The organism is Cellulomonas soli (assembly GCF_052036975.1).
GTDB classification, from domain to species: domain Bacteria; phylum Actinomycetota; class Actinomycetes; order Actinomycetales; family Cellulomonadaceae; genus Cellulomonas; species Cellulomonas soli_A.
On record NZ_JBQIAR010000004.1, the window covers coordinates 209,288 to 232,983 of the forward strand.

At 72.0% G+C, this 23,696-nt stretch carries 26 protein-coding genes; 13 read left to right on the forward strand and 13 right to left on the reverse strand.

The genetic code is table 11. The features are described from left to right. The first annotated feature begins 11 nt into the window (after positions 1-11). The 4 genes from ACTHAM_RS06420 to ACTHAM_RS06435 are packed head-to-tail and all read left to right on the forward strand — an operon-like array spanning position 12 to position 2,106. Positions 12-371 carry a hypothetical protein gene (locus ACTHAM_RS06420; protein WP_440685522.1) on the forward strand — a complete coding sequence of 120 codons (360 nt, stop codon included), beginning with the start codon at positions 12-14 and terminating at the stop codon, positions 369-371. After that, positions 368-826 carry a hypothetical protein gene (locus tag ACTHAM_RS06425; RefSeq protein WP_440685523.1) on the forward strand — a complete coding sequence of 153 codons (459 nt, stop codon included), beginning with the start codon at positions 368-370 and terminating at the stop codon, positions 824-826. The genes ACTHAM_RS06420 and ACTHAM_RS06425 overlap by 4 nt, the downstream gene beginning before the upstream one ends. Positions 827-835: 9 nt before the next feature. Then, entirely contained in the window at positions 836-1,894 is a 1,059-nt protein-coding gene (locus tag ACTHAM_RS06430; RefSeq protein ID WP_440685525.1) for a quinone-dependent dihydroorotate dehydrogenase, read from the forward strand. After that, a complete protein-coding gene (locus ACTHAM_RS06435; protein ID WP_440685527.1) occupies positions 1,894-2,106 on the forward strand; it encodes a hypothetical protein in 213 nt (70 codons plus the stop codon). Before ACTHAM_RS06430 ends, ACTHAM_RS06435 begins: the two co-directional genes overlap by 1 nt. 9 nt (positions 2,107-2,115) lie before the next feature. Here the strand turns inward: ACTHAM_RS06435 and yczR are convergent, their stop codons facing one another. Continuing rightward, a complete protein-coding gene (gene yczR, locus ACTHAM_RS06440; RefSeq protein ID WP_440685529.1) occupies positions 2,116-3,582 on the reverse strand; it encodes a MocR-like transcription factor YczR in 1,467 nt (488 codons plus the stop codon). Positions 3,583-3,811: 229 nt separating this feature from the next. On the opposite strand from yczR, the gene yczE reads away from it, so the two are divergent. Next, a complete protein-coding gene (gene yczE, locus ACTHAM_RS06445) occupies positions 3,812-4,432 on the forward strand; it encodes a membrane protein YczE (RefSeq protein ID WP_440685654.1) in 621 nt (206 codons plus the stop codon). A gap of 75 nt (positions 4,433-4,507) precedes the next feature. Here the strand turns inward: yczE and ACTHAM_RS06450 are convergent, their stop codons facing one another. Next, complete coding sequence (locus ACTHAM_RS06450) at positions 4,508-5,518, reverse strand: aldo/keto reductase family protein (protein ID WP_440685531.1); 1,011 nt, start codon at positions 5,516-5,518, stop codon at positions 4,508-4,510. Positions 5,519-5,540: 22 nt separating this feature from the next. Next, positions 5,541-6,152 carry a DUF3043 domain-containing protein gene (locus ACTHAM_RS06455; RefSeq protein WP_440685533.1) on the reverse strand — a complete coding sequence of 204 codons (612 nt, stop codon included), beginning with the start codon at positions 6,150-6,152 and terminating at the stop codon, positions 5,541-5,543. Positions 6,153-6,184: 32 nt separating this feature from the next. On the opposite strand from ACTHAM_RS06455, the gene ACTHAM_RS06460 reads away from it, so the two are divergent. Beyond that, positions 6,185-7,585: a dipeptidase gene (locus ACTHAM_RS06460; protein ID WP_440685535.1), complete on the forward strand. Its 1,401-nt coding sequence runs from the start codon at positions 6,185-6,187 to the stop codon at positions 7,583-7,585. 45 nt (positions 7,586-7,630) lie between these two features. On the opposite strand, the gene ACTHAM_RS06465 is transcribed toward ACTHAM_RS06460, so the two are convergent. From ACTHAM_RS06465 to nadA, 3 genes are all read right to left on the reverse strand, one after another. Then, the gene (locus tag ACTHAM_RS06465) at positions 7,631-8,158 is read right to left on the reverse strand and encodes a thioesterase family protein (RefSeq protein ID WP_440685537.1); all 528 of its coding nucleotides are present in this window, start codon (positions 8,156-8,158) and stop codon (positions 7,631-7,633) included. 75 nt (positions 8,159-8,233) lie between these two features. Next, positions 8,234-8,833 carry a DJ-1/PfpI family protein gene (locus ACTHAM_RS06470; RefSeq protein WP_440685539.1) on the reverse strand — a complete coding sequence of 200 codons (600 nt, stop codon included), beginning with the start codon at positions 8,831-8,833 and terminating at the stop codon, positions 8,234-8,236. Between the two features lie 57 nt (positions 8,834-8,890). Beyond that, the gene (gene nadA / locus ACTHAM_RS06475; RefSeq protein ID WP_440685541.1) at positions 8,891-10,096 is read right to left on the reverse strand and encodes a quinolinate synthase NadA; all 1,206 of its coding nucleotides are present in this window, start codon (positions 10,094-10,096) and stop codon (positions 8,891-8,893) included. A 41-nt stretch (positions 10,097-10,137) separates the two neighbouring features. On the opposite strand from nadA, the gene ACTHAM_RS06480 reads away from it, so the two are divergent. After that, entirely contained in the window at positions 10,138-11,304 is a 1,167-nt protein-coding gene (locus ACTHAM_RS06480) for a glycerate kinase family protein (RefSeq protein ID WP_440685543.1), read from the forward strand. A gap of 258 nt (positions 11,305-11,562) precedes the next feature. Then, positions 11,563-11,913 carry an iron-sulfur cluster insertion protein ErpA gene (gene erpA, locus ACTHAM_RS06485; protein ID WP_440685545.1) on the forward strand — a complete coding sequence of 117 codons (351 nt, stop codon included), beginning with the start codon at positions 11,563-11,565 and terminating at the stop codon, positions 11,911-11,913. A 54-nt stretch (positions 11,914-11,967) separates the two neighbouring features. Here erpA and ACTHAM_RS06490 read toward each other — a convergent pair whose 3' ends face one another. Continuing rightward, entirely contained in the window at positions 11,968-13,140 is a 1,173-nt protein-coding gene (locus tag ACTHAM_RS06490) for a cysteine desulfurase family protein (protein ID WP_440685547.1), read from the reverse strand. 297 nt (positions 13,141-13,437) lie between these two features. On the opposite strand from ACTHAM_RS06490, the gene ctaC reads away from it, so the two are divergent. The 3 genes from ctaC to ACTHAM_RS06505 are packed head-to-tail and all read left to right on the forward strand — an operon-like array spanning position 13,438 to position 16,552. Then, positions 13,438-14,319, forward strand: coding sequence for an aa3-type cytochrome oxidase subunit II (gene ctaC, locus ACTHAM_RS06495; RefSeq protein ID WP_440685549.1), 882 nt, complete (start codon positions 13,438-13,440; stop codon positions 14,317-14,319). Further along, positions 14,319-16,157 (forward strand): aa3-type cytochrome oxidase subunit I, encoded by a 1,839-nt coding sequence (ctaD, locus tag ACTHAM_RS06500; RefSeq protein WP_440685551.1) that lies wholly within the window; start codon positions 14,319-14,321, stop codon positions 16,155-16,157. The genes ctaC and ctaD overlap by 1 nt, the downstream gene beginning before the upstream one ends. Next, positions 16,154-16,552 (forward strand): cytochrome c oxidase subunit 4, encoded by a 399-nt coding sequence (locus ACTHAM_RS06505; protein WP_440685553.1) that lies wholly within the window; start codon positions 16,154-16,156, stop codon positions 16,550-16,552. The genes ctaD and ACTHAM_RS06505 overlap by 4 nt, the downstream gene beginning before the upstream one ends. Before the next feature lie 66 nt (positions 16,553-16,618). Here ACTHAM_RS06505 and ACTHAM_RS06510 read toward each other — a convergent pair whose 3' ends face one another. From ACTHAM_RS06510 to ctaE, 5 genes are all read right to left on the reverse strand, one after another. After that, the gene (locus tag ACTHAM_RS06510) at positions 16,619-17,248 is read right to left on the reverse strand and encodes a superoxide dismutase (protein WP_440685555.1); all 630 of its coding nucleotides are present in this window, start codon (positions 17,246-17,248) and stop codon (positions 16,619-16,621) included. A gap of 133 nt (positions 17,249-17,381) precedes the next feature. Next, positions 17,382-19,121 (reverse strand): cytochrome bc1 complex cytochrome b subunit, encoded by a 1,740-nt coding sequence (gene qcrB / locus ACTHAM_RS06515; protein ID WP_440685557.1) that lies wholly within the window; start codon positions 19,119-19,121, stop codon positions 17,382-17,384. Continuing rightward, positions 19,118-20,152 (reverse strand): cytochrome bc1 complex Rieske iron-sulfur subunit, encoded by a 1,035-nt coding sequence (qcrA, locus tag ACTHAM_RS06520; RefSeq protein WP_440685559.1) that lies wholly within the window; start codon positions 20,150-20,152, stop codon positions 19,118-19,120. Before qcrA ends, qcrB begins: the two co-directional genes overlap by 4 nt. Next, positions 20,149-20,940: a cytochrome bc1 complex diheme cytochrome c subunit gene (gene qcrC / locus ACTHAM_RS06525; protein WP_440685561.1), complete on the reverse strand. Its 792-nt coding sequence runs from the start codon at positions 20,938-20,940 to the stop codon at positions 20,149-20,151. Before qcrC ends, qcrA begins: the two co-directional genes overlap by 4 nt. Before the next feature lie 69 nt (positions 20,941-21,009). Next, positions 21,010-21,657, reverse strand: a complete 648-nt coding sequence (gene ctaE, locus ACTHAM_RS06530) for an aa3-type cytochrome oxidase subunit III (RefSeq protein ID WP_440685563.1) — start codon at positions 21,655-21,657, stop codon at positions 21,010-21,012. A gap of 284 nt (positions 21,658-21,941) precedes the next feature. Between ctaE and ACTHAM_RS06535 the strand changes: the two genes are divergently transcribed. Next, positions 21,942-22,376, forward strand: coding sequence for a hypothetical protein (locus ACTHAM_RS06535; protein WP_440685565.1), 435 nt, complete (start codon positions 21,942-21,944; stop codon positions 22,374-22,376). Then, positions 22,373-23,410, forward strand: coding sequence for an anthranilate phosphoribosyltransferase (gene trpD / locus ACTHAM_RS06540; RefSeq protein WP_440685567.1), 1,038 nt, complete (start codon positions 22,373-22,375; stop codon positions 23,408-23,410). The genes ACTHAM_RS06535 and trpD overlap by 4 nt, the downstream gene beginning before the upstream one ends. A 2-nt stretch (positions 23,411-23,412) precedes the next feature. On the opposite strand, the gene ACTHAM_RS06545 is transcribed toward trpD, so the two are convergent. Next, positions 23,413-23,694 carry an Lrp/AsnC family transcriptional regulator gene (locus tag ACTHAM_RS06545; protein ID WP_440685569.1) on the reverse strand — a complete coding sequence of 94 codons (282 nt, stop codon included), beginning with the start codon at positions 23,692-23,694 and terminating at the stop codon, positions 23,413-23,415. Between the last annotated feature and the right edge of the window lie 2 nt (positions 23,695-23,696).

Genomic DNA, 23,696 nt, shown 5'->3' on the forward strand with positions numbered 1-23,696 from the left:
CCTGGGCGACCGTGACCGTGCCCCTCGCGCTGCTCGTCGTGGCGCCCGCACTCGCGCTCGCCGCCTGGGCCCTGTGGTTCGTCGTCCGTGACCGTGCGGTCGTGCTGCGTCAGCTGTGGGGCGGCGCGGTCGTCGTCGCCCTGCTGCTCGTGCAGGCGGTGGTGCTCCTGGTGCGGACCGTCCAGGGCGCCGGGCCGCAGGCGGCCGGGGAGCTGTGGGGCTACGTGCTCACGCAGGTGCTGCTGCTGCCCGTCGCGGCGGCGTGGGCGTTCGCCGAACGGACGCGGTGGAGCTCGGTGGTGCTGGCCGTGGCCGCACTGACAGTCGCGTTCCTGGAGTACCGGCTGCTGCAGATCTGGGGGACCGTGTGACCACCGAGAGTCCCGCACCGTCGGCGGCCACGCCGGGTGCACCCGAGCACCGCAGCACCGGCGCCGGGCCCGGGCGCGCGCTGGTGGCGGTGTACGGGGTGTTCGCGCTCGCCGCCTGCGCCCGCGCCGGGTACCAGATCGCCACGCGCCTGGCCGAGGCACCCCTCGCCTACCTGCTCTCGGCCCTCGCCGGCCTCGTGTACGTGCTGGCGACGTTCGCCCTCGCCACCGACCGGCGCCGCCTGGCGTGGGTGGCCGTGGGTGTCGAGCTCGTCGGGGTGCTCACGGTCGGTGCGCTCTCGCTGCTGGACGCGGGCGACTTCCCGGACGAGACCGTGTGGTCGGCGTTCGGGCAGGGCTACGGGTACGTGCCGCTCGTGCTGCCGTTCCTCGGTGTCGCGTGGTTGTGGCGCACGGGACGGACGGCGCAGGGCTCGGCCGCGGTCAGCGGCTAGTTTGGGGCCGTGTACCGGCTGCTGTTCGACCTCGTCCTGCGTCATCTGCCACCCGAGCGGGCGCACGAGCTCGCCTTCGACCTGATCCGCGGCGTGGCCGCCGTGCCGGGACTTCGCCGGCTGGTGCACCTGTTCTTCCCCACGCCGCCCGACGGGTCCGTGGAGCTGTGGGGGCGGCGCTTCCCGTCACGGCTGGGGGTGGCCGCCGGTTTCGACAAGGACGCCCGGTGCGTGACCGGTCTGACGATGCTCGGGTTCGGCTACGTCGAGATCGGCACGATCACGGCGCAGGGGCAGCCCGGCAACGAGGCCCCGCGCATGTGGCGCATGGTCGAGCAGCGCGCGCTGCGCAACCGGATGGGGTTCAACAACGCCGGTTCGGCGGTGGCGGCCGAGCGCCTGCGTCGCCTGCGGGGGACCGCGGCAGGGCGCGCGGCGGTCGTCGGGGTGAACATCGGCAAGACGAAGGCAACCCCCGCGCAGGACGCGCCGGCGGACTACGCCACGAGCGCCGGACGTCTGGCCCCCTACGCCGACTACCTGGTGGTCAACGTCTCCTCGCCCAACACCCCCGGGCTGCGCGACCTGCAGGCCGTCTCCAGCCTGCGCCCCATCCTCGAGGCGACGCGTGCGGCCGCCGACGAGGCGACCGCACGGGCCGGGCGGGCCCGCGTGCCGCTGCTGGTGAAGATCGCCCCGGACCTGTCCGACGAGGACGTCGACGCCGTCGCCGACCTGGCGCTGGAGCTCGAGCTCGACGGTGTGGTGGCCGTGAACACGACGATCGCGCACGACCTGGGCCCCGGTGGCGTGTCCGGTCCGCCCCTGCTGGCGCGCGGGCTCGACGTGGTCGCCCGGCTGCGCAGCCGGTTGGGCCCCGACCCGGTGATCATCGGTGTCGGTGGCATCACGACGCCTGCGGACGCCCGCGAGTACCTGGCCGTCGGCGCGACGCTGGTGCAGGGCTACACGGCGTTCATCTACCAGGGGCCGTTCTGGGCGTCGAGGATCGCGCGGGCCCTGGCCGCGGACGCCACCCGGTCGACCGGACGGGCCGAGGTCGCCTGATGGTGCTGCGACCACGGTGGGAGTGGCGGCTCGAGGACGGTGGGGGGCAACCGGTCCTCCGGCCCGTCAGTCCGGTGTTCACCAACCAGTTCGACGCCGAGCAGTGGCTCGGCGAGCAGTGGCGGGTCCTGGCGTCCCAGGGCGTGCGGACGGCCACGTTGCTGCACGAGGGTGCTCAGGTCGGGCCCGTGCTGTCGATGCCCGCCCCCTGAGCTGCACGCTCAGACGTAGGCGGCCATGGCCTCGTCGCGGTCCGGCGAGGTTGTCGGCACTGTCCCGGCGAGCCCTGCCCACGCCGCGGCCAGGCCGTCGACCCCGCGTCGCAGCGCCTGCGGCGTCTCGCTGAACGGCAGCCGCAGGTATCGCTCCAGGCCCGCGTCGACGCCGAAGGCCGGACCGGGCGCCAACCGGACGCCGTGGTGGCTGGCCAGCGCGACCAGCGCCGAGGACACCGGCGCGCCCAGGTCGACCCACAGCGCCAGCCCGCCCGGCGGCGGTGTGGTGCGCCAGGCAGGCAGCTGGGCGGCGAGCAGGTCGACCAGCAGGTCACGGCGGGTGCGCAGCTCGAGGCGGCGGCGGGCCAGCAGCTCTTCGCGTCGGGCGAACAGCTGCGCCGTGACGAGCTGCTCGAGCAGCGCGGTGCCGACGTCCATGTGCCGGCGGCGCAGCGCGAGCCGCGCGACCACGTCGGGGTGCGCGCGCACCCAGCCGATGCGCAACCCGCCCCAGAACGACTTGGACGCCGACCCGATCGCGACGACCAGGCCCGAGTCGCTCCCGTCCCCGGCGAAGGACGCAGGTGCGTCCCCGTCGAGGGTCAGCTCGGTCAGCGCCTCGTCCCCGACGATCACCGTGCGGTGCCGGCGTGCGACGGCGCGCACCCTGGCGCGCTCCTCGGCCGACAGGCTCGTGCCGGTGGGGTTGCGGTGGTCCGGGATCAGGTAGGTCAGGCGCGGACCGACCTGCCGCACGGTCGACTCGAACAGGTCGACGTCGAGCCCGTCGGGCCCTGCGGGGACGGGCACGGGGCGTGCGCCGGCGGCGCGGACGGCGTCGAGCGCGTGCGGGTAGGTCGGCTGCTCGACCACCACGCGGTCGCCCGGGCCTGCGGACGACTCGACGAGCAGGTGGATGGCCTGCTGCGCGCCGTGCGTGACGAGCACCTGGTCGGGGCCGGTGGGTGTGCCGCGGGCGGTGTACCAGTCGGCGATCGCCTGGCGCAGCACGGGCAGTCCGACGGGGGAGTAGCCGTTGCCGGTCAGGTGCGCGGGCAGCATGTCCAGGGCGGCCAGGTAGGCGCCGTGCAGCTCGGGCGGCGCGGAGGGGGCGGCGGCGGACAGGTCGACGGCGTCGTCGGGACCGGTCAGCACCGTGTGCGTGGTGATCCGGTCGACCGCGCCGGGTGGCAGGGTGGTGACGGTGCCCGACCCGCGCCGGCTGACCAGGAACCCTTCCTCGCGCAGCACGTCGTAGGCGGCGGTCGTGGTCGTGCGCGAGACGCCGAGCGTGGTGGCGAGCTCGCGTTCGCTGGGCAGGCGGGTGTGCAGCGGTACCGCGCCGGACTGCACCGCGGCACGCAGGCCGTCGGCGAGCGCGCTGTAGCTGGCTCCCGAGCGCTGCCATGCGCCGAGCACCTGGAGCAGGCGGTGGCTGCCGACGCGGCGGTCGGTGGGGACGTCTGTCGGCATGAGGCCACTATCGGCCAAGTGGCCATGGATTCCAAGGCCACTGCGACGCAGGATGCTCACCGTGAGCTTCTCGACACCGCCCGGCCCCCTACCCACGCCGACGCCCCTGCCCCCGCCCGCACCCGTGCAGGCGGAGGGTTCCGCGGCCGTGCGGACCGCGGCGCGCCGACCGGTGCGCCGTGGCGCCCAGCTGCTCGTCGGCCTCGTGCTGTTCTCGCTGTCGATCGCGATGCTCGTGCACGCCGGGCTGGGCAGCATGCCCTGGGACGTGCTCTCGCAGGGCGTCTCGCGACGCACCGGCCACTCCTTCGGCACGGTGACGTTGGTGCTCAGCGCGCTCGTGCTCGCGTGCTGGATCCCGCTGCGGCAACGCCCGGGCATCGGCACGGTCGCCAACGTGCTCGTGATCGGCCTGCTCGTCGACCCGGCGCTGGCGCTCCTCGACCGCCTGCCGGAGTCCCTGCCGCTCGTGGCCCGCATCGCGCTCGTGCTCGGCGGCATCGTGCTCAACGCGGTGGCCACCGGGCTCTACATCGGCGCGCGACTGGGACCGGGGCCGCGCGACGGGCTGATGACCGGGCTCGTGGCCCGCACGGGGCGGTCGGTGCGACTCGTGCGCACGTCGATCGAGGTCGTCGTGGTGGCGGTCGGGTGGGCACTGGGGGGCACCGTCGGCCTGGGCACGCTCGCGTTCGCCCTGGCCATCGGTCCGCTGGTGCACCTGCTGCTGCCGGTGCTCAGCGTCCCGGCCCTCGTGGAGCCCGATCCCGTGCCCGCACCCCTCCCTGTCCCCGTGCCCGGTCCGGCCCCGGCACCGACCCCTGCCGCGGTGGCCCCGCCCCGAGGCTGAGACGACAGGAGCCGGTGCCGCGATCGGCACCGGCTCCTGTCCGTGCAGGCCCCCGCGGGGCCGTTCGTCGTGCGGTCAGCGCGGGCCGGGGGCCGTGCGGGCCGTCTCGGCGGGGTCCGACACGACGCTGTCGCCGAGCACCTCGTCGATGCGGGCCAGCAGCTCGGCGGGGATCGTCACCCCGGACGCCTTGACGTTCTCGGCGACCTGCTCCGGACGTGAGGCACCGATGATGGCCGCGGCGACGTTCTGGTTCTGCAGCACCCACGCGACGGCCAGCTGGGCCATGGTCAGGCCGAGCTCGTCGGCGATCGGGCGCAGCTCCTGCACGCGGCGCAGCGTCTGCTCCTGCTCCAGGAAGCGCCCGATCATCCGGGCGCCCCCCTTCGTGTCCGTCCCGCGCGACCCGGCCGGTGCGGGCTGGCCGGGCAGGTACTTGCCCGTCAGGACGCCCTGGGCGACCGGCGACCAGACGATCTGAGAGATGCCCAGCGCGGCCGAGGTCGGGACGACCTCACCCTCGATGACGCGCCACAGGGCCGAGTACTGCGGCTGGTTCGACACCAGCTGGAAGCCCAGCTCGCCGGCCAGTGCGTGCCCCGCGCGGATCTGGTCCGCCGTCCACTCGCTGACGCCGATGTACAGCGCCTTGCCCGCGCGCACCACGTCGGCGAACGCCTGCATCGTCTCCTCGAGCGGCGTCGACAGGTCGTAGCGGTGAGCCTGGTAGACGTCCACGTAGTCGGTCTGCAGGCGCTGCAACGAGCCGTCGATCGACTCCATGATGTGCTTGCGCGACAGGCCCGAGTCGTTGGCCCCGCCCGGGCCCGTGGGCCAGTAGACCTTGGTGAGGATCTCCAGCGACGCGCGGCGCTCACCCTTGAGGGCCTCGCCGAGCACGCTCTCCGCCTTGGTGTTGGCGTAGACGTCCGCGGTGTCGAACGTGGTGATGCCCGCATCGAGCGCGGCGCGCACGCAGGCGGCTGCGGTCTCGTTCTCGACCTGCGAACCGTGCGTGAGCCAGTTGCCGTAGATGATCTCGGTGATCTTCAGGCCGGAGCGGCCCAGGTAGCGGTAGTTGACCATGGCAACCACCCTACGTCGGGCGTCAGGCGGGGTACTCGCCGTGCTTGACGAGCGGCTTGGGCAGGCGCGCGCGGCGGATCTGGAACGCCCGGGTGACCGCGTACATGGTCAGGCCCCGCTGGTTGGCCTCGTCGCCGAACTTGGCCCGCAGACGCTTCTTGAGGCCACGCCACAGGAGCCAGCCGTCGACGATCGTGGCCGTGATGTACACGTAGAGCACGACCAGTGCCGCGAAGGCCAGCACGGGCGAGGACCGGGCCACGAAGAACTGCAGCAGCAGGAAGACGAAGGCGACGGGCAGGAACAGCTCACCGAGGTTGCGGCGCGCGTCGACGTGGTTGCGGATGTACCGGCGCACCGGGCCGCGGTCCTTGGCCGGCATGTACCGCTCGTCGCCGGTCTGCATCGCCTGGTACTCGCGGTCGCGCTGCTCACGGGCCTTGGCGCGCTGCACCTTCGCGGCGGCCTTGCGGTCCTCGGGCACGAGGGGGCGCCGGTTGGCGGCCTCGGCCTCCTTGCGCTTGGGCGTGGGACGGCCCTTGCCGGGATCGTCGACAGCGTGGCGCAGCTCCTCGGCGGGCTTCGCGCTGGGCGGGGGCGTCACCGGCTGGGGGTCCTTGTCGCGTCCGAACACCCCGTCAGGGTAGTCGAGTAGCGTGCAGGTCTGTGACTGCCACCCCTGGGATCCCTGCCGAGCTGCCCGCCGACGTCGTCGACCGCCTGCGTGAGCGCACCGCCGCCGCGTTCGGTGCGTTGCGCACCGACCTGGAGGCGCTGGTGCGCATCCCGAGCGTGTCCAACGCCGACTTCGACCAGGCGCACGTGCAGGCCTCCGCCGACGCCGTGGCCGACCTGCTGCGTGGCGCCGGGATCGACGACGTGCAGGTGCTGCGGGTGGCCGGCCCGGACGGTCGCGCGGGGGCCCCGGCCGTCGTCGCACGCCGCCCCGGTCCGGTCGGCGCACCCACCGTGCTGCTCTACGCGCACCACGACGTGCAGCCTGCGGGCGACCTGGCGCACTGGGACACCGAGCCGTTCGAGCCGGTCGAGCGCGACGGTCGGCTGTTCGGGCGCGGCGCCGCCGACGACAAGGCCGGTGTGGTCGCGCACGTGGGTGCCCTGCGCGTGCTCGGCGACGAGCTCGGTGTCGGTGTGACGGTGTTCGTCGAGGGCGAGGAGGAGGTCGGTTCGCCGACGTTCGTCGAGTTCCTGCGCACGCACCGCGAGCTGCTCGCCGCCGACGTGATCGTGGTGGCCGACTCCAACAACTGGAAGGTCGGCGTGCCCGGCCTGACCACGTCGCTGCGCGGTCTGGTCGACTGCACGGTCGAGGTCGCGGTGCTCGACCACGCGGTGCACTCGGGCATGTTCGGCGGCCCCGTGCTGGACGCCCCCACGCTGCTGGCCCGGCTCATCACCACGCTGCACGACGACCACGGCGACGTGGCGGTCGCCGGGCTGGTCAGCGCAGCGGACCCCACGGTGGACTACGACGAGGCCGACCTGCGCGCGGACACCAGCCTGCTGGACGGTGCGCAGTTCGCCGGCACCGGCCCGCTGACGGCCCGCATGTGGACGCGCCCGGCGATCGCGGTCATCGGCCTGGACGCCCCGCGGGTGGCCACCGCCTCGAACACGATCACCCCGCGGGCCACCGCCAAGCTCTCGGTGCGGATCGCCCCCGGGCAGGACCCTGCCGCAGCGATGGACGCCGTCCGGGCGCACCTGCTGGGTCACGCGCCGTTCGGGGCGCAGGTCACGGTGACCGACGGTGAGCTCGGCAAGCCGTTCCAGGCACCGACGGACTCCGAGGCCATGCAGGCGGCCCGGTGGGCGTTCGCGCAGGCGTGGGGCACCGACCCGGTCGACATCGGCGTGGGCGGCTCGATCCCGTTCATCGCCGACCTGCTCGAGGAGTTCCCGCAGGCGGCGATCCTCGTGACCGGTGTCGAGGACCCCGACAGCCGCGCGCACGGTGCCAACGAGTCGGTGCACCTGGGCGAGCTGGAGAAGGTCGTGCTGGCCGAGACCCTGCTGCTGGCGCGCCTCGGGTCGGCGACGGCCTGACTGGTCCGTCGCCGTCGCGCTGAGGGTCGGCCCACCCGGCGATCCTCAGCGCGCGGCGACGTCCACGGCACGCGCCCAGGCGGCGACGTCCTCGGGCAGCGGCGGGCTGTCGATCTCGCCACCCGTCATCAGCGCGACGACCTCCGGCGCCGGCACACGTGAGCCGTCCCGCCCGAGGAACCGCCCGGCGACCACGCCCCGGGCCACGTGGTGCCCGGCGTGCGTGAACGACTGCTCGAGGTAGGCGACGCGCTCGTCCCAGCCGAGCAGCCGGGTGGTCAGCTCGAACCGCTGACCCAGCGTGAGCGAGCGGCGGTACTTGACGGTGGAGGCGGCCACGACGGGGTACCACCCGCGGGCGTTGAGCAGCTCGAACGCGCCCAGGTCCGCCAGGAAGTTGCTGCGGCCCACGTCCATCATCTGCAGGTAGGTGCCGTTGTTGACGTGGCGGTACAGGTCCAGGTCGCCCACGTGCACGCGCATGCGGGTCACGGAGGGCGAGAGCACCGTCTGGCCGGGCACGGCGGGCCGCGGTCGGAACGTGGTGTAGGCAAGCTGCAGCGTCCGGGTCACGCGGCGAGGTTACTCACGGGTACGTCCCGTGGGAACTGCTGGCGCCGATCGCCGCGGTGACGCGTGCGCGGCCGGTCAGACCGGAGGTGCCGGGTCGTACTGGATGCCGCGCCGCACCCGCCGTGCCATCTCGACGGACTCCAGCCGCGCCACCAGGTGCAACGCCATGTCGATGCCCGCCGAGACCCCGGCCGAGGTGATGACGTCGCCGTCGTCGACGAACCGCGCCTCGGTGTCGGGCAGCACGCTCGGGTCGATCCCGGCCAGCTCGTCGTAGGCGTCCCGGTGCGTCGTGGCCGGGCGCCCGGCCAGCAGACCCGCGGCGGCCAGCACCAGTGCGCCCGTGCACACGCTGGTCACCAGCGGCGTCGAGACGCGCATGGCGCGCACCCACGCCAGGTGCTCCGAGTCACGGGCCAGTGCGCGCGTGCCCTGCCCGCCCGGGTAGACCAGCACGTGCAGCGGCCCGACGTCCTCCACGGCCAGGTCGGGGACGAGGTTGAGACCCTTGGCGCAGCGCACCCCATTGCCGTCCGCCGAGAACGTCACCACGTCCGGGTGCAGGTCGGAGTGGGCGGCCCACCACGTCAGGACCTCGTAGGGGCCGACCACGTCGAGCTCCTCGGCGCCGTCGAACACGAAGATGCCGACCCGGAGCGCACTGCCTGTGCTCACGTCGCCTCCTAGTGCTGTGACCCCCCGTGCGACGGCCACGGGGCGCGATCGTCGACCTCAGTAGCCGGGCAGCGCCAGCATCTGGTCGAGCGCCGCACGCGCCCAGTGGGCGTCGTCGGCGTCGACCACGATCCGGTTGACCACCCGGCCTGCCGCCAGCTGCTCCATCGACCACACCAGGTGCGGCAGGTCGATGCGGTTCATGGTCGAGCAGAAGCACACCGTGGAGTCCAGGTAGTGGATCTGCTTGTCGGGGTGTGCGTTCGCGAGCCGGCGCACCAGGTTGAGCTCGGTGCCGATGGCCCACGACGAACCGGGTGCGGCCGCGTCGAGGGCCTTGATGATGTACTCGGTGGAGCCCACCATGTCGGCGGCCGTGACGACCTCGTGCGTGCACTCGGGGTGCACCAGCACCGTCACCGCAGGGTCGGCCTGGCGGATGTCGGCGACGTTGCGCGCGGAGAAGCGGCCGTGCACCGAGCAGTGCCCCCGCCACAGGATCATCCGGGCGTCCTTGAGCTGGCGGGCGGTCAGACCGCCGCCGGGCTTGCGCGGGTCGAACACCACGCAGTCCTCGAGCGCGAGCCCGAGCAGGCGGACCGCGGTGTTGCGCCCCAGGTGCTGGTCGGGCATGAACAGCACCTTGCCGGTGCCCTCGAGCCCACCCACCCGGTCGAACGCCCAGCGCAGCGCGACGTGCGCGTTGGACGAGGTGCACACCGTCCCGCCGTGCCGACCCGTGAACGCCTTGATGGCGGCCGTGGAGTTCATGTACGTGACCGGCACGGTGTCGTCGGCCACGCCCGCGTCCACCAGCACGTCCCACGCGTCCTCGACCTGGTCGATCGCGGCCATGTCGGCCATGGAGCAGCCGGCCGCCAGGTCGGGCAGCACGACCTGCTGGGTGTCGGCGGTGAGGATGTCGGCCGACTCGGCCATGAAGTGCACACCGCAGAAGAGGACGAACTCCGCCTCGGGCCGGGCGGCCGCCTCTCGGGCCAGCTTGAACGAGTCGCCCGTGACGTCGGCGAACGCGATGACCTCGTCACGCTGGTAGTGGTGGCCCAGCACGAAGGCCCGCTCGCCCAGGGCCGCGCGGGCCGCGCGGGCGCGTTCGACCAGGTCGGGGTCCGAGGGGGCAGGCAGGTCGCCGACACACTCCACACCACGCTCGGAGGCGAGGTCGACCCCGCGCCCGAGGAGCAGCAGCGCGGAGGGCGCGGGCTCGGTGAACGCACCGGGCAGGGGGGTCGTCAGGCTCACGGGTCGATCTTTTCATACGGTGCGTGTGCCACGATCGCCAGGTGCGCGTCCTCCTCGCCCCCGACGGCTTCGGTTCCAGCCTCAGCGCCACGCAGGTCGCGCAGACCGTCCGGGACGCCTGGCTGTCCGTCGCACCGGACGACGAGGTGCTGCTGCGCCCGCTGTCGGACGGGGGGCCGGGGTTCCTGGACGCGCTGCGCACCCACCTGTCCGGTGAGCTGCTGCCCGTGCAGGTGCCCTCACCCGTGGGCGTACCCGTGACGGCCGAGGTGCTGCTCGTCGAGAGCGGCACCGCCTACGTCGAGACGGCCCAGGCCATCGGTCTGCCCCTGGTCCCCGCCGACCGCCGTGACCCGGGCCGCACGACCAGTCGCGGGGTCGGTGTGCTGCTGCAGGCGGCGCTCGACACCGGCGCCCGACGGGTCGTGCTGGGGCTCGGCGGTTCGTCGACCAACGACGCCGGGGCGGGCATGCTCGCCGGGCTGGGCCTGGCGCCGCAGGAGGTGCTGGGCGGGGGCGGCGGCGGGCTCGGTGCGCTGCGGGCGCACGACCTGACCGGGCTGCGTGCGCTGCGCGAGCGGTTGCGGGACGTCGAGATCGTCGTGGCCACCGACGTGGACGTCCCGCTGCTCGGCCTGACGGGGGCCAGCGCGGGTTTCGCCGCCCAGAAGGGCGCCACGCCGCAGCAGGCGCAACAGCTCGAGCGTGAGCTCGCCTCGTTCGCGCACGCCGCGGTCGAGGCCCTCGGTGACGCCGTGCGACCGGACCTGCTCGCCGCGCGGACGACCTCCGCCGTGTCGCGGCTCAGCCAGGCACCCGGTGCGGGTGCGGCCGGCGGGCTGGGGTTCGGGCTGTCGCTGCTGGGTGCCCGGCTCGTGCCCGGCGCGGCGCTCGTCGCCGACGTCGTCGGGCTCGACGCGACCCTGGCGGACGTCGACGTGGTGGTGACCGGCGAGGGCCGCTTCGACTGGCAGTCGCTGCACGGCAAGGTCGTCTCCGAGGTCGCCACCAGGGCGCTCGCGGCGGCGGTGCCCACGGTGGTGCTCGCCGGTGAGGTCAGCGTCGGCCGCCGCGAGCTCTCCGCCGCCGGTATCACCGCCGCGTACGCCGTGGGGGAGACGCCCGAGGAGGTCCGCGTCGCGCTCGCCGACCCTGTCGGCTCGCTGCGTGCACGTGCGGTGCGGGTGGCCCGGACCTGGTCGCGCTGAGCGTCGTCCTGACCGGAGAGGCGGCCAACCCGTCGGCCCGGGTGCGGGATCGTGGGCGGGTCACGGGCGACGTACCCTGGTTCGCGCAGGCCCGCCCCGGCAAGCCGCGCGCGACACCCCGAGCGGTTCGTCGCGGTGGCGGGAACAACCGGGCGGGCCCCGGCGTTCGCACCGAGGACGCCGCGGCGATGACGACGGCGGGTGCCGTCAGAGCCGAGTCCAGCAGACCAGGCCGAGTCCAGCAGACCAGGAGTGAGCATGAGCGAGACCACCGAGACCGCGACGCACGGCGTCCTCCTCACCGACGTCGCCGGGGCCAAGATCCGCAGCCTGCTCGAGCAGGAGGGCCGCGACGACCTTCGCCTGCGTGTGGCCGTGCAGCCCGGCGGCTGTTCGGGCCTGATCTACCAGCTGTACTTCGACGAGCGGGTCCTGGACGGCGACGCCGTCAAGGACTACGACGGTGTCGAGGTCGTGGTGGACCGCATGAGCGTCCCGTACCTCGAGGGCGCCACGATCGACTTCGCCGACACGATCGAGAAGCAGGGCTTCACGATCGACAACCCGAACGCAGGCAGCGCCTGCGCGTGCGGCGGCTCGTTCAGCTGACGCACCGTCGACGCACGGCCCGGTCCCGCCTTCGCGGGGTCGGGCCGTCGTCGTTCACAGATCCTCGACGCCGAGCATCGCCCGCACGTCCCGCACCGCTGCGGGCAGCGCGTCCAGGAACGCCTCGACGTCCTCGTCCCGAACATGCTGGGGCAGGGCGAGCCGCACGTTGCCCTGCGTGAGGACGCCCATGGCGGCCAGCACGTGGCTGGGCTCGAGGGTGCTGGACGTGCAGGCCGAGCCGGAACCCACCGCGAAGCCCTGGGCGTCGAGCGCACCCACGAGCGCCTCCCCGTCCACGTACAGGCAGGAGAACGTGACGACGTGCGGCAGACGGTCGGCGGGGTCGCCCACGACCTCCGTGTCGGGAACCTCGGCCGCGACCCTGGCGCGGACACGCTCCACGAGGGCGCGGCGTCGGACATCGGCCTCGGGCGAGCCCTGGACGGCCGACTGCAGCGCGACGGCGGCGGCCAGTGCCGCGGGCACGGACACACCGCCGGGGAACCAGCGGTCCTCGTCCTGCGGGCCGTCCGGCGAGCGACGCACCCCCGGGCGCGTGGCCAGCACCCCCAGCGGTGCGGGCCCGCCCCAGTCGCCGGCGTCGGCGGCCAGCAGGTCCCAGTGCTCGCCCACGGCCACGTGCCCGAGGCTCGCGCCGGCGTCGACGAGCAGCGGCACCCCGGCCGTGCGGGCCGCGCCGTGCACCTGGCTCAGGGGCTGCGTCGTGCCGACCTCACCGTTGGCGTGCTGGAGTGCCGCCAGGGCGACACCGGGCGCCGCGAGCCTGGCGGTGAACGCGTCGGCGTCCACGCGTCCGTGCCGGTCCACCGCGACGGTGTGCCGGGTCCCGTCGGTGGCGGTCACGAAGTCTGCGGCGTGCAGCACGGCGGCCCGCTCCACGGCTCCCACGACGACGTCGTGACCTGCCCGTCGCCGACCGCGCGCGAGCTGGCGGACCGCACCGTGCAGCGCGGCGGTGTGCGAGGGGGCCAGGTCGATGTCCTGCGTGCGCACCCCGATCACGGCGGCCATCGCCTCGCGGGCCCCGTCGAGCAGCATCCGCGCCCGTCGTCCCTCGGCGTGCAGGCGGCGCGGGTCGGCCCAGCCCTGGTCGAGCGCCTCGAGGAACGCCTCGCGTGCGACGGGGGACAGCGGTGCGTGGCCCGAGGCGTCGAGGATCCGACGGGGCTGCCGGGCGGGGGCGGCGGGAGGCGTCGAGCTCACCTGCGCACGGTAGCCGCCCTGCGGGTCGTCGCCAGCCGCCGCCGGACGCCGCCGGACGCTGCCGGACGGAGTCATGGTCAGGGGGTCACCGCGTGCAGGCATGCTGAGGGTCAGGTGTGCGTCAGCGGTGCACCACGACCGATGTGACGATGCTGACACGGTGTCGGCACGTGAGTGTCAAGGCGGGAAATCGGGGACTCGGGCGCGCTACGCTGCTCCCGTCGAAGGACGAAGGTCCCAGGTGGCGCGGCCTGCACGAGTGCTCGCGTCGCGGGGATCACGAGTGGAAGGCCCCCCGTGCACCCGGATTCCCCCCGCCGCCACCGGCGCCTGACCCGCCGATGGGCAGGCCTGGCGCTCGTCGCCGCCGTCGCGCTGTCCGGTTGCTCGGCCGAGGTCCGCCGCGGCTGGATGCCCGGCAACTCCGAGGCGGAGATCACCGACCAGACCGGCCGCATCACGAACCTGTGGGTCGGGTCGTGGATCGCCGCGCTCCTGGTCGGCCTGCTCACGTGGGGCCTGATCCTGTGGTGCGTCGCGGCCTACCGCAAGCGCAAGGACGACGACGTCCTGCCCGTACAGCTGCGGTACCACGTGCCCCTGGAGATCATGTACGTGATCCTGCCGATCATCATGGTCGGGGTGCTGTTCTTCTACACCGCACGCGACATGACGGCGATCAACGACACCAGCGCCGAGCCCGACCTGACGGTGCAGGTGATCGGCAAGCAGTGGAGCTGGGACGTCAACTACCTCGACTCCGACGTCTACGACACCGGGCAGCACGCGCAGGGCGTGGGTGACTCCGCAGGGGTCCTGGCCCAGCAGGTCACGATCTGGCTCCCCGTCGACCAGCGGGTCGAGTTCGTCCTGGACTCCCGCGACGTCATCCACTCGTTCTGGGTGCCGGCGTTCCTCTACAAGCTGGACATGATCCCCGGCAAGACGAACACGTTCCAGGTCACACCCCAGGAGGAGGGCACCTACCTGGGCAAGTGCGCCGAGCTGTGCGGCGAGGAGCACTCCTCGATGCTCTTCAACGTCAAGGTCGTCTCCCAGGAGGAGTACGACGCGCACATGCAGGACCTGCGCGACGCCGGCCAGACCGGCGAGCTCGGCCTGGAGTACAGCCGGCAGCAGGACGTGCAGGACCCGCAGCAGCAGGAGGGCGAGAACTGATGGCGACCGTCGCCGAGCACATCCCCGGGCTGGCGCCCTCGCGTCAGACCCTCGGTCGCACGGTCATCAAGTGGGTCACCTCCACCGACCACAAGACCATCGGGTACATGTACCTGATCACGTCGTTCGTGTGGTTCATGGTCGGTGGCCTGCTGGCCCTGCTGATCCGCGCCGAGCTGTACCAGCCCGGCCTGGAGCTGTTCGCCTCCAAGGAGCAGTACAACCAGGCGTTCACCATGCACGGCACGATCATGCTGCTGCTGTTCGCCACGCCCCTGTTCGCCGGGTTCGCCAACGTGATCATGCCGCTGCAGATCGGCGCCCCCGACGTGGCGTTCCCGCGGCTGAACATGTTCGCGTTCTGGCTGTTCTTCTTCGGCGGCCTGATCGCCGCCGGAGGGTTCCTCACCCCGCAGGGTGCGGCCTCGTTCGGCTGGTTCGCGTACGCGCCGCTGTCGAACACCGTGTACTCGCCGGGCGTGGGCGGTGACCTGTGGGTGTTCGGCCTGGCGCTGGGTGGTTTCGGCACCATCCTCGGCGCGGTCAACTTCATCACCACGATCGTCACCATGCGCGCACCGGGCATGACGATGTTCCGGATGCCGATCTTCACCTGGAACACCCTGGTGACCAGCCTGCTGGTGCTCATGGCGTTCCCGCCGCTGGCCGCCGCGCTGTTCGCGCTGGGTGCCGACCGCCGGCTCGGTGCGCAGGTGTTCAACCCCGACAACGGCGGGGCGATCCTCTGGCAGCACCTGTTCTGGTTCTTCGGGCACCCGGAGGTGTACATCATCGCCCTGCCGTTCTTCGGCATCGCGACCGAGATCCTGCCGGTGTTCAGCCGCAAGCCGATCTTCGGCTACAAGGGCCTCATCTACGCCACCATCGCCATCGCCGCGCTGTCGGTCACCGTGTGGGCGCACCACATGTACGTCACCGGCTCGGTGCTGCTGCCCTTCTTCTCGTTCATGACGATGCTCATCGCGGTGCCCACCGGTGTGAAGTTCTTCAACTGGATCGGCACCATGTGGCGCGGCAAGATCACGTTCGAGACACCGATGCTGTGGACCCTGGGGTTCCTGACCACCTTCCTGTTCGGCGGTCTGACCGGCGTGATCCTGTCGAGCCCCGCGCTCGACTTCCACATCTCCGACACGTACTTCGTGGTGGCGCACTTCCACTACGTGGTGTTCGGCACCGTGGTGTTCATGGCCTTCGCCGGGCTGTACTACTGGTGGCCGAAGTTCACCGGCCGCATGCTCGACGAGCGGCTCGGCAAGATCCACTTCTGGCTGCTGTTCGTCGGGTTCCACACCACGTTCCTGGTGCAGCACTGGCTGGGTGTGGAAGGCATGCCGCGCCGCTACGCCGACTACTCGCCGGCCGACGGCTTCACGACGCTCAACCAGATCTCCACGATCGGCTCGTTCATCCTCGGTGCCTCCATGCTGCCGTTCCTGTGGAACGTGTACGTGACCTGGCGCAACGCCCCGAAGGTCACCGTCGACGACCCGTGGGGCTACGGTGCCTCGCTGGAGTGGGCCACCAGCTGCCCGCCGCCCCGGCACAACTTCACGTCGCTGCCGCGCATCCGCTCCGAGCGTCCCGCGTTCGACCTGCACCACCCTGAGGTCGCCGCGATGGACCACGTGACACCGGACGCCGGCGTGCTCGACTGGGAGGCCCAGCGCACCGGTGAGACGGCCGTGGCGATCGACCGGGTGGTGCACGGAACGGGTGAGCCCGAGCAGTCGACCATGACCATCGTCGACGAACCGCCGGTGCGTACCGACGACCTGGGTGCCGGTGCCGAGGATACGCGAGAGGACAGGCCGTGAAGCTCGAGACGAAGCTGTTCGCCTACGGGGTGCTGTTCTTCGTGCCGGTTGGCCTCGTCTACGGCATCTGGAGCCACGGCGAGCCCGTCGGCACGGTCGCGATCCCGCTCACCGGTGGTCTGGTCGGCATGATCGGCGCGTACTTCGCGCTGCTCTCGCGCCGCATCGACGCCCGCCCGGAGGACGACGAGCACGGGGAGATCGACCAGGGCGCAGGCGACCAGGGCGTGTTCTCGCCGTGGAGCTGGTGGCCCCTGGTCATCGCGTTGGCCTCCGCGATCGTGTTCACCGGCCTGGCGGTCGGCTGGTGGCTGTCCGGCATCGGGGTGGCGCTCGGCGTCATCGGCCTGGTCGGCTGGGTCTTCGAGTTCTCCCGCGGGCAGCACGCGCACTGAACGCCTGAGCAGCGCACGACGAAGGCGCCGCCCCCCGTGTGGGGGACGGCGCCTTCGTCGTGCGGATCAGAGGCTGGGGACGATGAGCCCGGCCGTCTGGGTGCGGGCGCGCTCGAAGCGGGCGGCCGCGTCGGCCCAGCTGACGATGTTCCACCACGCCTTGACGTAGTCCGCCTTGACGTTGACGTAGTCGAGGTAGAAGGCGTGCTCCCACATGTCCAGGACGACCAGGGGCACCAGGCCGAGGGCGATGTTGCTCTGCTGGTCGTACAGCTGCACGATCACGAGCTTGGCGCCGATCGAGTCCCACGCGAGGATCGACCAACCCGAGCCCTGGATGCCGATGGCGTTGGCCGCGAAGTGCTTCTGGAACTTCTCGAACGAGCCGAAGAACTCGTCGATCGCGGCGGCCAGCTCGCCGGTCGGCTTGTCGCCGCCCTCAGGGGACAGGTTCTGCCAGAACACCGAGTGGTTCACGTGCCCGCCGAGGTTGAACGCGAGGTTCTTCTCGTGCAGGTTGACGGCGGCCAGGTCGTCGGCGTCGCGCGCCGCAGCCAGCTTCTCCAGGGCGGTGTTGGCGCCCGTCACGTAGGCCGCGTGGTGCTTGTCGTGGTGCAGCTCCATGATCCGGCCGGAGATGTGCGGCTCGAGGGCCGCGTAGTCGTAGGGCAGGTCGGGGAGTGTGTAGTCAGCCATGCGTGCGTGCCTCTCCTACGTCGTGTTCCTGCGTGGTCCACGACCGACGGGTTCGGCCGTGGAACTGAAGGAGCCGGGCTGCGCGCCGTGATGCGGCACGTGGCCCGGCTCCTGGGTCAACCGTCTGGCATGGTCACCGATTCCGCGCGGCGACGTCCGTCTCGTCGCCCGAGACGAGCGTGCTCTCGCCGTTGGTGCTGGTCAGTGCGGGGGCCGGTGCGGTCGGCGGGAGCCCGTCGTGGTCCGCACCGGGGGCGTGCGCGGTGTGCGCGTGGGCGGCGGCGAGCTCGGCGGGTGTCACCGGCTCCACACGGTCCTCGTAGAACACCCGCGAGACCCGCTGCCGGAACGCGTCGAGGCGGTACCCCTTGCGCCGCACACCACGGGAGTCCTCGGCAGGCTCGATCTCGATCGGGCGGACGGGGGAGTGCTGCACCCGCAGCCAGCGCTCGTGCTCGTCGAGGGGGCGGTGCACCTCGATGTACTCGCCGCTGGCGAACCGCACGATCCGACCCGTCTCGTGCCCGTGCAGCACGAGCTCGCGGTCCTTGCGCTGCAGGCCCAGGCAGATGCGCTTGGTGATCCAGAACGCGAAGGCCGGCGCGGCGAACAGCAGCACGCGGAACGCCCAGGTGATGTCGTTGATCGACAGGTGGAAGTGCGTGGCGATGAGGTCGTTCGAGCCGGCCAGGATCAGGATGAAGAACGCCGTCAGGAGCGAGACGCCGAACGCGGTGCGGAACGGGCGGTTGCGCGGGCGGTCGAGCACGTGGTGCTCACGCTTGTCACCGGTGGCGAACGCCTCGATGAACGGGTAGGCCGCCAGCAGGGTGAACAGGACTCCTGGCACCACCATGGCCGGGATGATCACGTTGAGCGGCACCGTGAAGCCCGCCACGACGAACTCGGCCTGCCCAGGCATCAGGCGCAGCGCACCCTCGAGGAACAGCATGTACCAGTCGGGCTGCGCACCGGCGGACACCGGTGAGGGGTCGAACGGACCGTAGTTCCACACCGGGTTGATCGCCATGGTGCCGCCCATGAGGGCGATGACGCCGAACACGGTGAAGAAGTAGCCGCCGGCCTTCGCCACGTACACCGGGAACAGCGGGAAGCCGGCCACGTTCTTGTCCGAGCGGCCCGAACCGGGGTACTGGGTGTGCTTGTGCAGCACCACGAAGAACAGGTGCAGACCGACCAGCGCGAGGATCAGCCCGGGCACGAGCAGCACGTGCACGGTGAACAGGCGGGGGATCAGGTCCTGGCCGGGGAACTCCCCGCCGAAGATGAAGTACGACATGTACGAGCCGATGATCGGGATGGCGCGCACGACGCCGTCGGTGATGCGCAGACCGTTGCCCGAGAGCACGTCGTCGGGGAGCGAGTACCCGGAGAACCCGGCGGCCAGGCCGAGGATCAGCAGCACGAAACCGACGACCCAGTTGACCTCGCGCGGCTTGCGGAACGCACCGGTGAAGAACACGCGCATCATGTGCGTGACGATCGCCGCCATGAAGATCAGCGCGGCCCAGTGGTGGATCTGCCGCATGAGCAGGCCGCCGCGCACCTCGAACGACAGGCGCAGCGTCGAGGCGAACGCCTCGGACATCTCGACGCCGTTCATCGCCGCCCAGGGGCCGTCGTAGTGCGTCTCGGCCATGCTCGGCACGAAGAACATCGTCAGGAACACGCCGGAGATCAGCAGCGTGACGAAGCTGAACAGCGCGATCTCGCCGAGCAGGAACGACCAGTGGTCGGGGAAGATCTTGCGGGCGAAGGTCTTGACCGCGGTGCCGATGCCGGTGCGCTGGTCGAGGTAGTCGGCGGTGCCGGCCGCGGCGCGGGCTGCGCGCGAGGGGGTCGTCGTCGTCACTTCAGGCGCTCCCAGAAGCTCGGGCCGATCGGTTCGTGGAAGTCGCTCTGCGCCACCAGGTAGCCCTCGTCGTCGACGGTGATGGGCAGCTGGGGCAGGGGGCGCTTCGCAGGGCCGAAGACGACCTTGGCGCCGTCGGCGACGTCGAACGTCGACTGGTGGCACGGGCACAGCAGGTGGTGCGTCTGCTGCTCGTAGAGGGCCACGGGGCAGCCCACGTGGGTGCAGATCTTGGAGTACGCGACGATGCCCTCGTACGACCAGTCCTTGCGGTCCTCGGCCTCCTTGAGGTCGCGCGGGTCGAGGCGTACGAGCAGCACGACGGCCTTGGCCTTCTCGTCCAGCGGGTGCTCGGCCTCGTGCAGGTCCTCCGGGATGACGTGGAACACCGAGCCGATGGTCACGTCGGCAGCCTTGATGGGTCGGCCCGAGGGGTCGATCGCCAGGCGGGTGTTCTTCTTCCACAGCGTGTGCTTGAACTTCGAGACGTCCCAGTCCTCGCCGACGTTACCGATGAGCGGGATCACGATCGTCAGCGGGAACAGGGCGAGGGCCGAGGCGAGAGCACCCTTGAGCACGCCGCGCCGTCCGATCCCGGAGTCGGCCGCACCGGCCTTGAGCGCCTCGACGGCGGCCGCACGGTCCTCGTCCGAGCTGCGCAGCTCGTGCCGGTCCTCGTGCTGCTCGCGGTCGTTCATGAGCGACTTGGCCCAGTGCACGGCCGCGGTGCCGATGCCGAGCAGCGCGAACGCCAGGCTCAGCCCGAGCACCAGGTTGGAGCGCCGCATGCTCGCGGCGGTCTCGCCGGGGGGCAGGGCGAAGTACGCCACCACGAACGTGAGCGTGCCGAGGATCGACAGGGTCAGCAGCGTGACGACCTGACGTTCGGCGCGCTTGTCGGCGGCCGGGTCCTGGTCGGCGCGCCGCAGCTGGTGCGGCTTGTCGCCGGGGTCGGTGAACCTCGCGGGCACCTGGTCGTCGCCGTCGTGCACGGCGACGTCGCGCGTGCTGTCGTGGTCGTGGCTGCTCACGAGGACTTCGCTCCGATCCAGACGGCGGCACCGATCAGCAGACCCATGCCGACGACCCAGGCCCACAGGCCTTCACTGACAGGACCGAGGCTTCCCAGGTCCAGGCCGCCGGGGGCCGGCTGGCCCTGCTCGGCGATGTAGGCGATGACGTCGCGCTTCTCCTCGGGCGTGATGTTCGCGTCGTTGAACACGGGCATCGACTGCGGGCCGGTCAGCATGGCCTCGTACAGGTGCGTGGGGGAGGTCTCCAGCAGCGAGGGTGCGAACTTGCCCTGGGACAGCGCGCCGCCGGCGCCGACGGCGTTGTGGCACATGGCGCAGTTGGTGCGGAAGATCGCCATGCCGTTGGCCACGTCGCCCTGGCTCGCGTCGACCTGGTCGGCGGTGGGGATCGACGGACCGCCACCGAGGCTGTCCACGAACACCGCCAGCTGGGCGATCTGCTCGTCGTCGAACTGCACCGGCTTGACGGGGGCCTGCGGGCCGGTCGCCTGCATGGGCATGCGTCCCGTGCCGACCTGGAAGTCGACGGCCGCCGCACCCACGCCGATGAGGGACGGTGCACTGTCGGTGCCCTCGGCGTTCACGCCGTGGCAGGTCGCACAGTTGGCCTGGAAGAGCTTCTGGCCGGCGTCGACGTCACTGGCACTGGCGCTGGCGGGTGCGGTGGCCGCGTCGGCCGACGTCGGCGCCAGGACGGCGTACAGGCCGCCGGTGACGAGCAGCGCCAGCAGGAGCAGCACGACCGGCGCGCGCCGGTCGTGCCTGCGGGCGGCGAGTGCCTTCACGGATGGGTCCTCGTCTCGCGTGTCGGGGGAGGGGCGTCGGGCCCGGGACGGGTGCGGGGGTGCGTGCGTTCAGCGCAGCAGGTAGATGACCGCGAACAGCGCGATCCAGACGACGTCGACGAAGTGCCAGTAGTACGACGTGACGATCGCGGTGGTGGCCTCGTGGTGACCGAACCGCTTGGCGGCGAACGAACGGCCGAGCAGGAACAGGAACGCGATCAGGCCGCCGAGCACGTGCAGGCCGTGGAACCCGGTGGTCAGGTAGAACACCGAGCCGTACGGGCTGGAGGAGATCGTCAGACCCTCGTGCACGAGGGCCGCGTACTCGTAGATCTGTCCGCCGATGAAGAACGCACCCATGAGGTACGTCATGGTCATCCACTCGTTCATGCCCCAGCGGCCCACCTGCAGCAACGAGCCGGTGCGCACCGGCTGGAACCGCTCGGCCGACCAGACGCCCATCTGGCACGTGACCGACGAGAGCACCAGCACCGTGGTGTTGATCGCGGCGAACGTGACGTTGAGCTTGCTGGTCTGCTCCGCCCACTCCTGCGGCACCGCTGCGCGCAGGGTGAAGTACATGGCGAAGAGCGCGGCGAAGAACATGAGCTCGCTGGCGAGCCACACGATCGTGCCGACCGACACAGGGTTGGGTCGGTTCACGCTCACGTGGGTGGCGGTGCGAGGGGCAGCCGTTGCGGTCGACACGCTCGCCATTATGGCCGAACTGTGAAGCGCATGGGCCGTTAGGCCCAGATGACGCGCACGGGATATGTCACATCGTCACGATCGAGCCCGGATCGGCGGTCGATCGTTGCCGTTCCGTGTCCGTCCCGTAGCCGCGTCGTGGCCGTGCCGAGGTGGGCGGTGCACCTCCTGGCACGCCGCGGGGCGGAGCCCCCCGGCGCGCGGCCCTGCCGTCGGTCAGGTGCGCGCAGGCTGTGCCTCTCACGTGCCACGATGTCCCCGGACGCACGTCGACGACGAGTGAGGTACCCACGATGAGCACGGCCACCCCCGCACAGCCCGCTGACGCCACCGCGACCGGTCCGCGGATCCTGCTCTACAGCGACGACGTGGACGCACGCGAGCAGGTGCGGCTCGCCGTCGGTCGTCGGCTCGGACGGGGAGAGCCGGACATCGCCTGGTACGAGGTCGCCACGGCCGACGTGGTCGTCGCCGCCGTGGACTCCACCCGCTACGACCTGCTCATCCTGGACGGCGAGGCCGACAAGGTCGGCGGCATGGGCCTGTGCCACCAGCTCAAGGACGAGGTGTACGACTGCCCGCCCGTGCTCGTGCTCACCGGGCGCCCGCAGGACGCCTGGCTCGCGCACTGGTCCAACGCGGACGCCGTCGTCGCGCGCCCGCTCGACCCGGTCGGCGTGCAGCAGGCCGTCGCCTCGCTGGTCGGGCCGCGGTCGGCCGCCCGATGACCACCTGGCCCGACCTGCTGACCTCGCTCGTCGCACGTCAGGACCTGACCTCGTCGGACGCCGCCTGGGCCATGGGCGAGATCATGCGCGGCGATGCCTCACCGGCCCGGGTCGCCGGGTTCCTGGTCGCGCTGCGCGCCAAGGGGGAGACCGTCGCCGAGCTCACCGGGCTCGCCGACATGATGCTCGAGCACGCGCACCGCTTCGTCGTGCCGGGACGCACCGTCGACATCGTCGGCTCCGGCGGCGACCGCGCGCACACCGTCAACATCTCCACCATGTCCGCGCTCGTCATCGCCGGCACAGGGCTGACCGTCGTCAAGCACGGCAACCGGGCCTCGTCGTCCTCGTCGGGGTCCGCCGACGTGCTCGAGGCACTGGGCATCCGGCTCGACCAACCCGTCGAGCGGGTTGCCGCACTGGCGGGCGAGGTCGGCATCACGTTCTGCTTCGCCGCGACGTTCCACCCCTCGATGCGTCACGCAGGCGTCGCCCGTCGCGAGCTGGGCATCGCCACTGCGTTCAACTTCCTGGGTCCGCTGACCAACCCCGCCCAGCCCCAGGCCGCGGCGATCGGCGTGGCCGACCCGCGCATGGCGCCGCTGGTGGCCGGTGTGCTGGCCGGGCGCGGCACGAGCGCCCTGGTGTTCCGCGGCGAGGACGGCCTCGACGAGATCGCCCCGACCGCGCCCACGCGCATCTGGGAGGTCCGCGACGGCGCGATCGACGAGCAAGTCGTCGACTGGACGCGCGACCTCGGGTTCGCACCGATCGAGCAGTCCGCGCTGCGCGGCGCCGACGCCACCTTCAACGCCGACGTCGCCCGCCGGCTGCTGGACGGCGAGCGGGGCCCGGTGCGCGAGACCGTCGTGCTCAACACGGCCGCAGGTCTGGTGGCCGACGGCACCCTGCCCGGCACCGCGAGCGGCTCGCTCCTGGAGCGTCTGACCGCAGGGGTCGACCATGCCCGGGCATCGCTGGACACCGGGGCAGCGCGGGACGTGCTCGAGCGCTGGCGCCTGGCCAGCGGCTGACCTCAGTCGTCCAGGCCGAGCGCGAACGCCTGCGCGAGGTCGTGCTGGGAGTACGCGCGGAACGCGATGTACGTCTGCGTGCGCAGGACTCCCTCGACCTTGCTGACCCGGTCCGCGATGATGTCGGCCAGCTCCTCGTGCTCACGCACACGCACCATCGCGATCAGGTCCACCTCGCCGGTGACCGAGTAGACCTCGCTCACGCCGGGGATCTCCGCGATGGCGGCGGCCACCTCCGGGATCCGGTCGGCGTCGGTGTCGATGTGCACGATGGCGGTCAGCATGC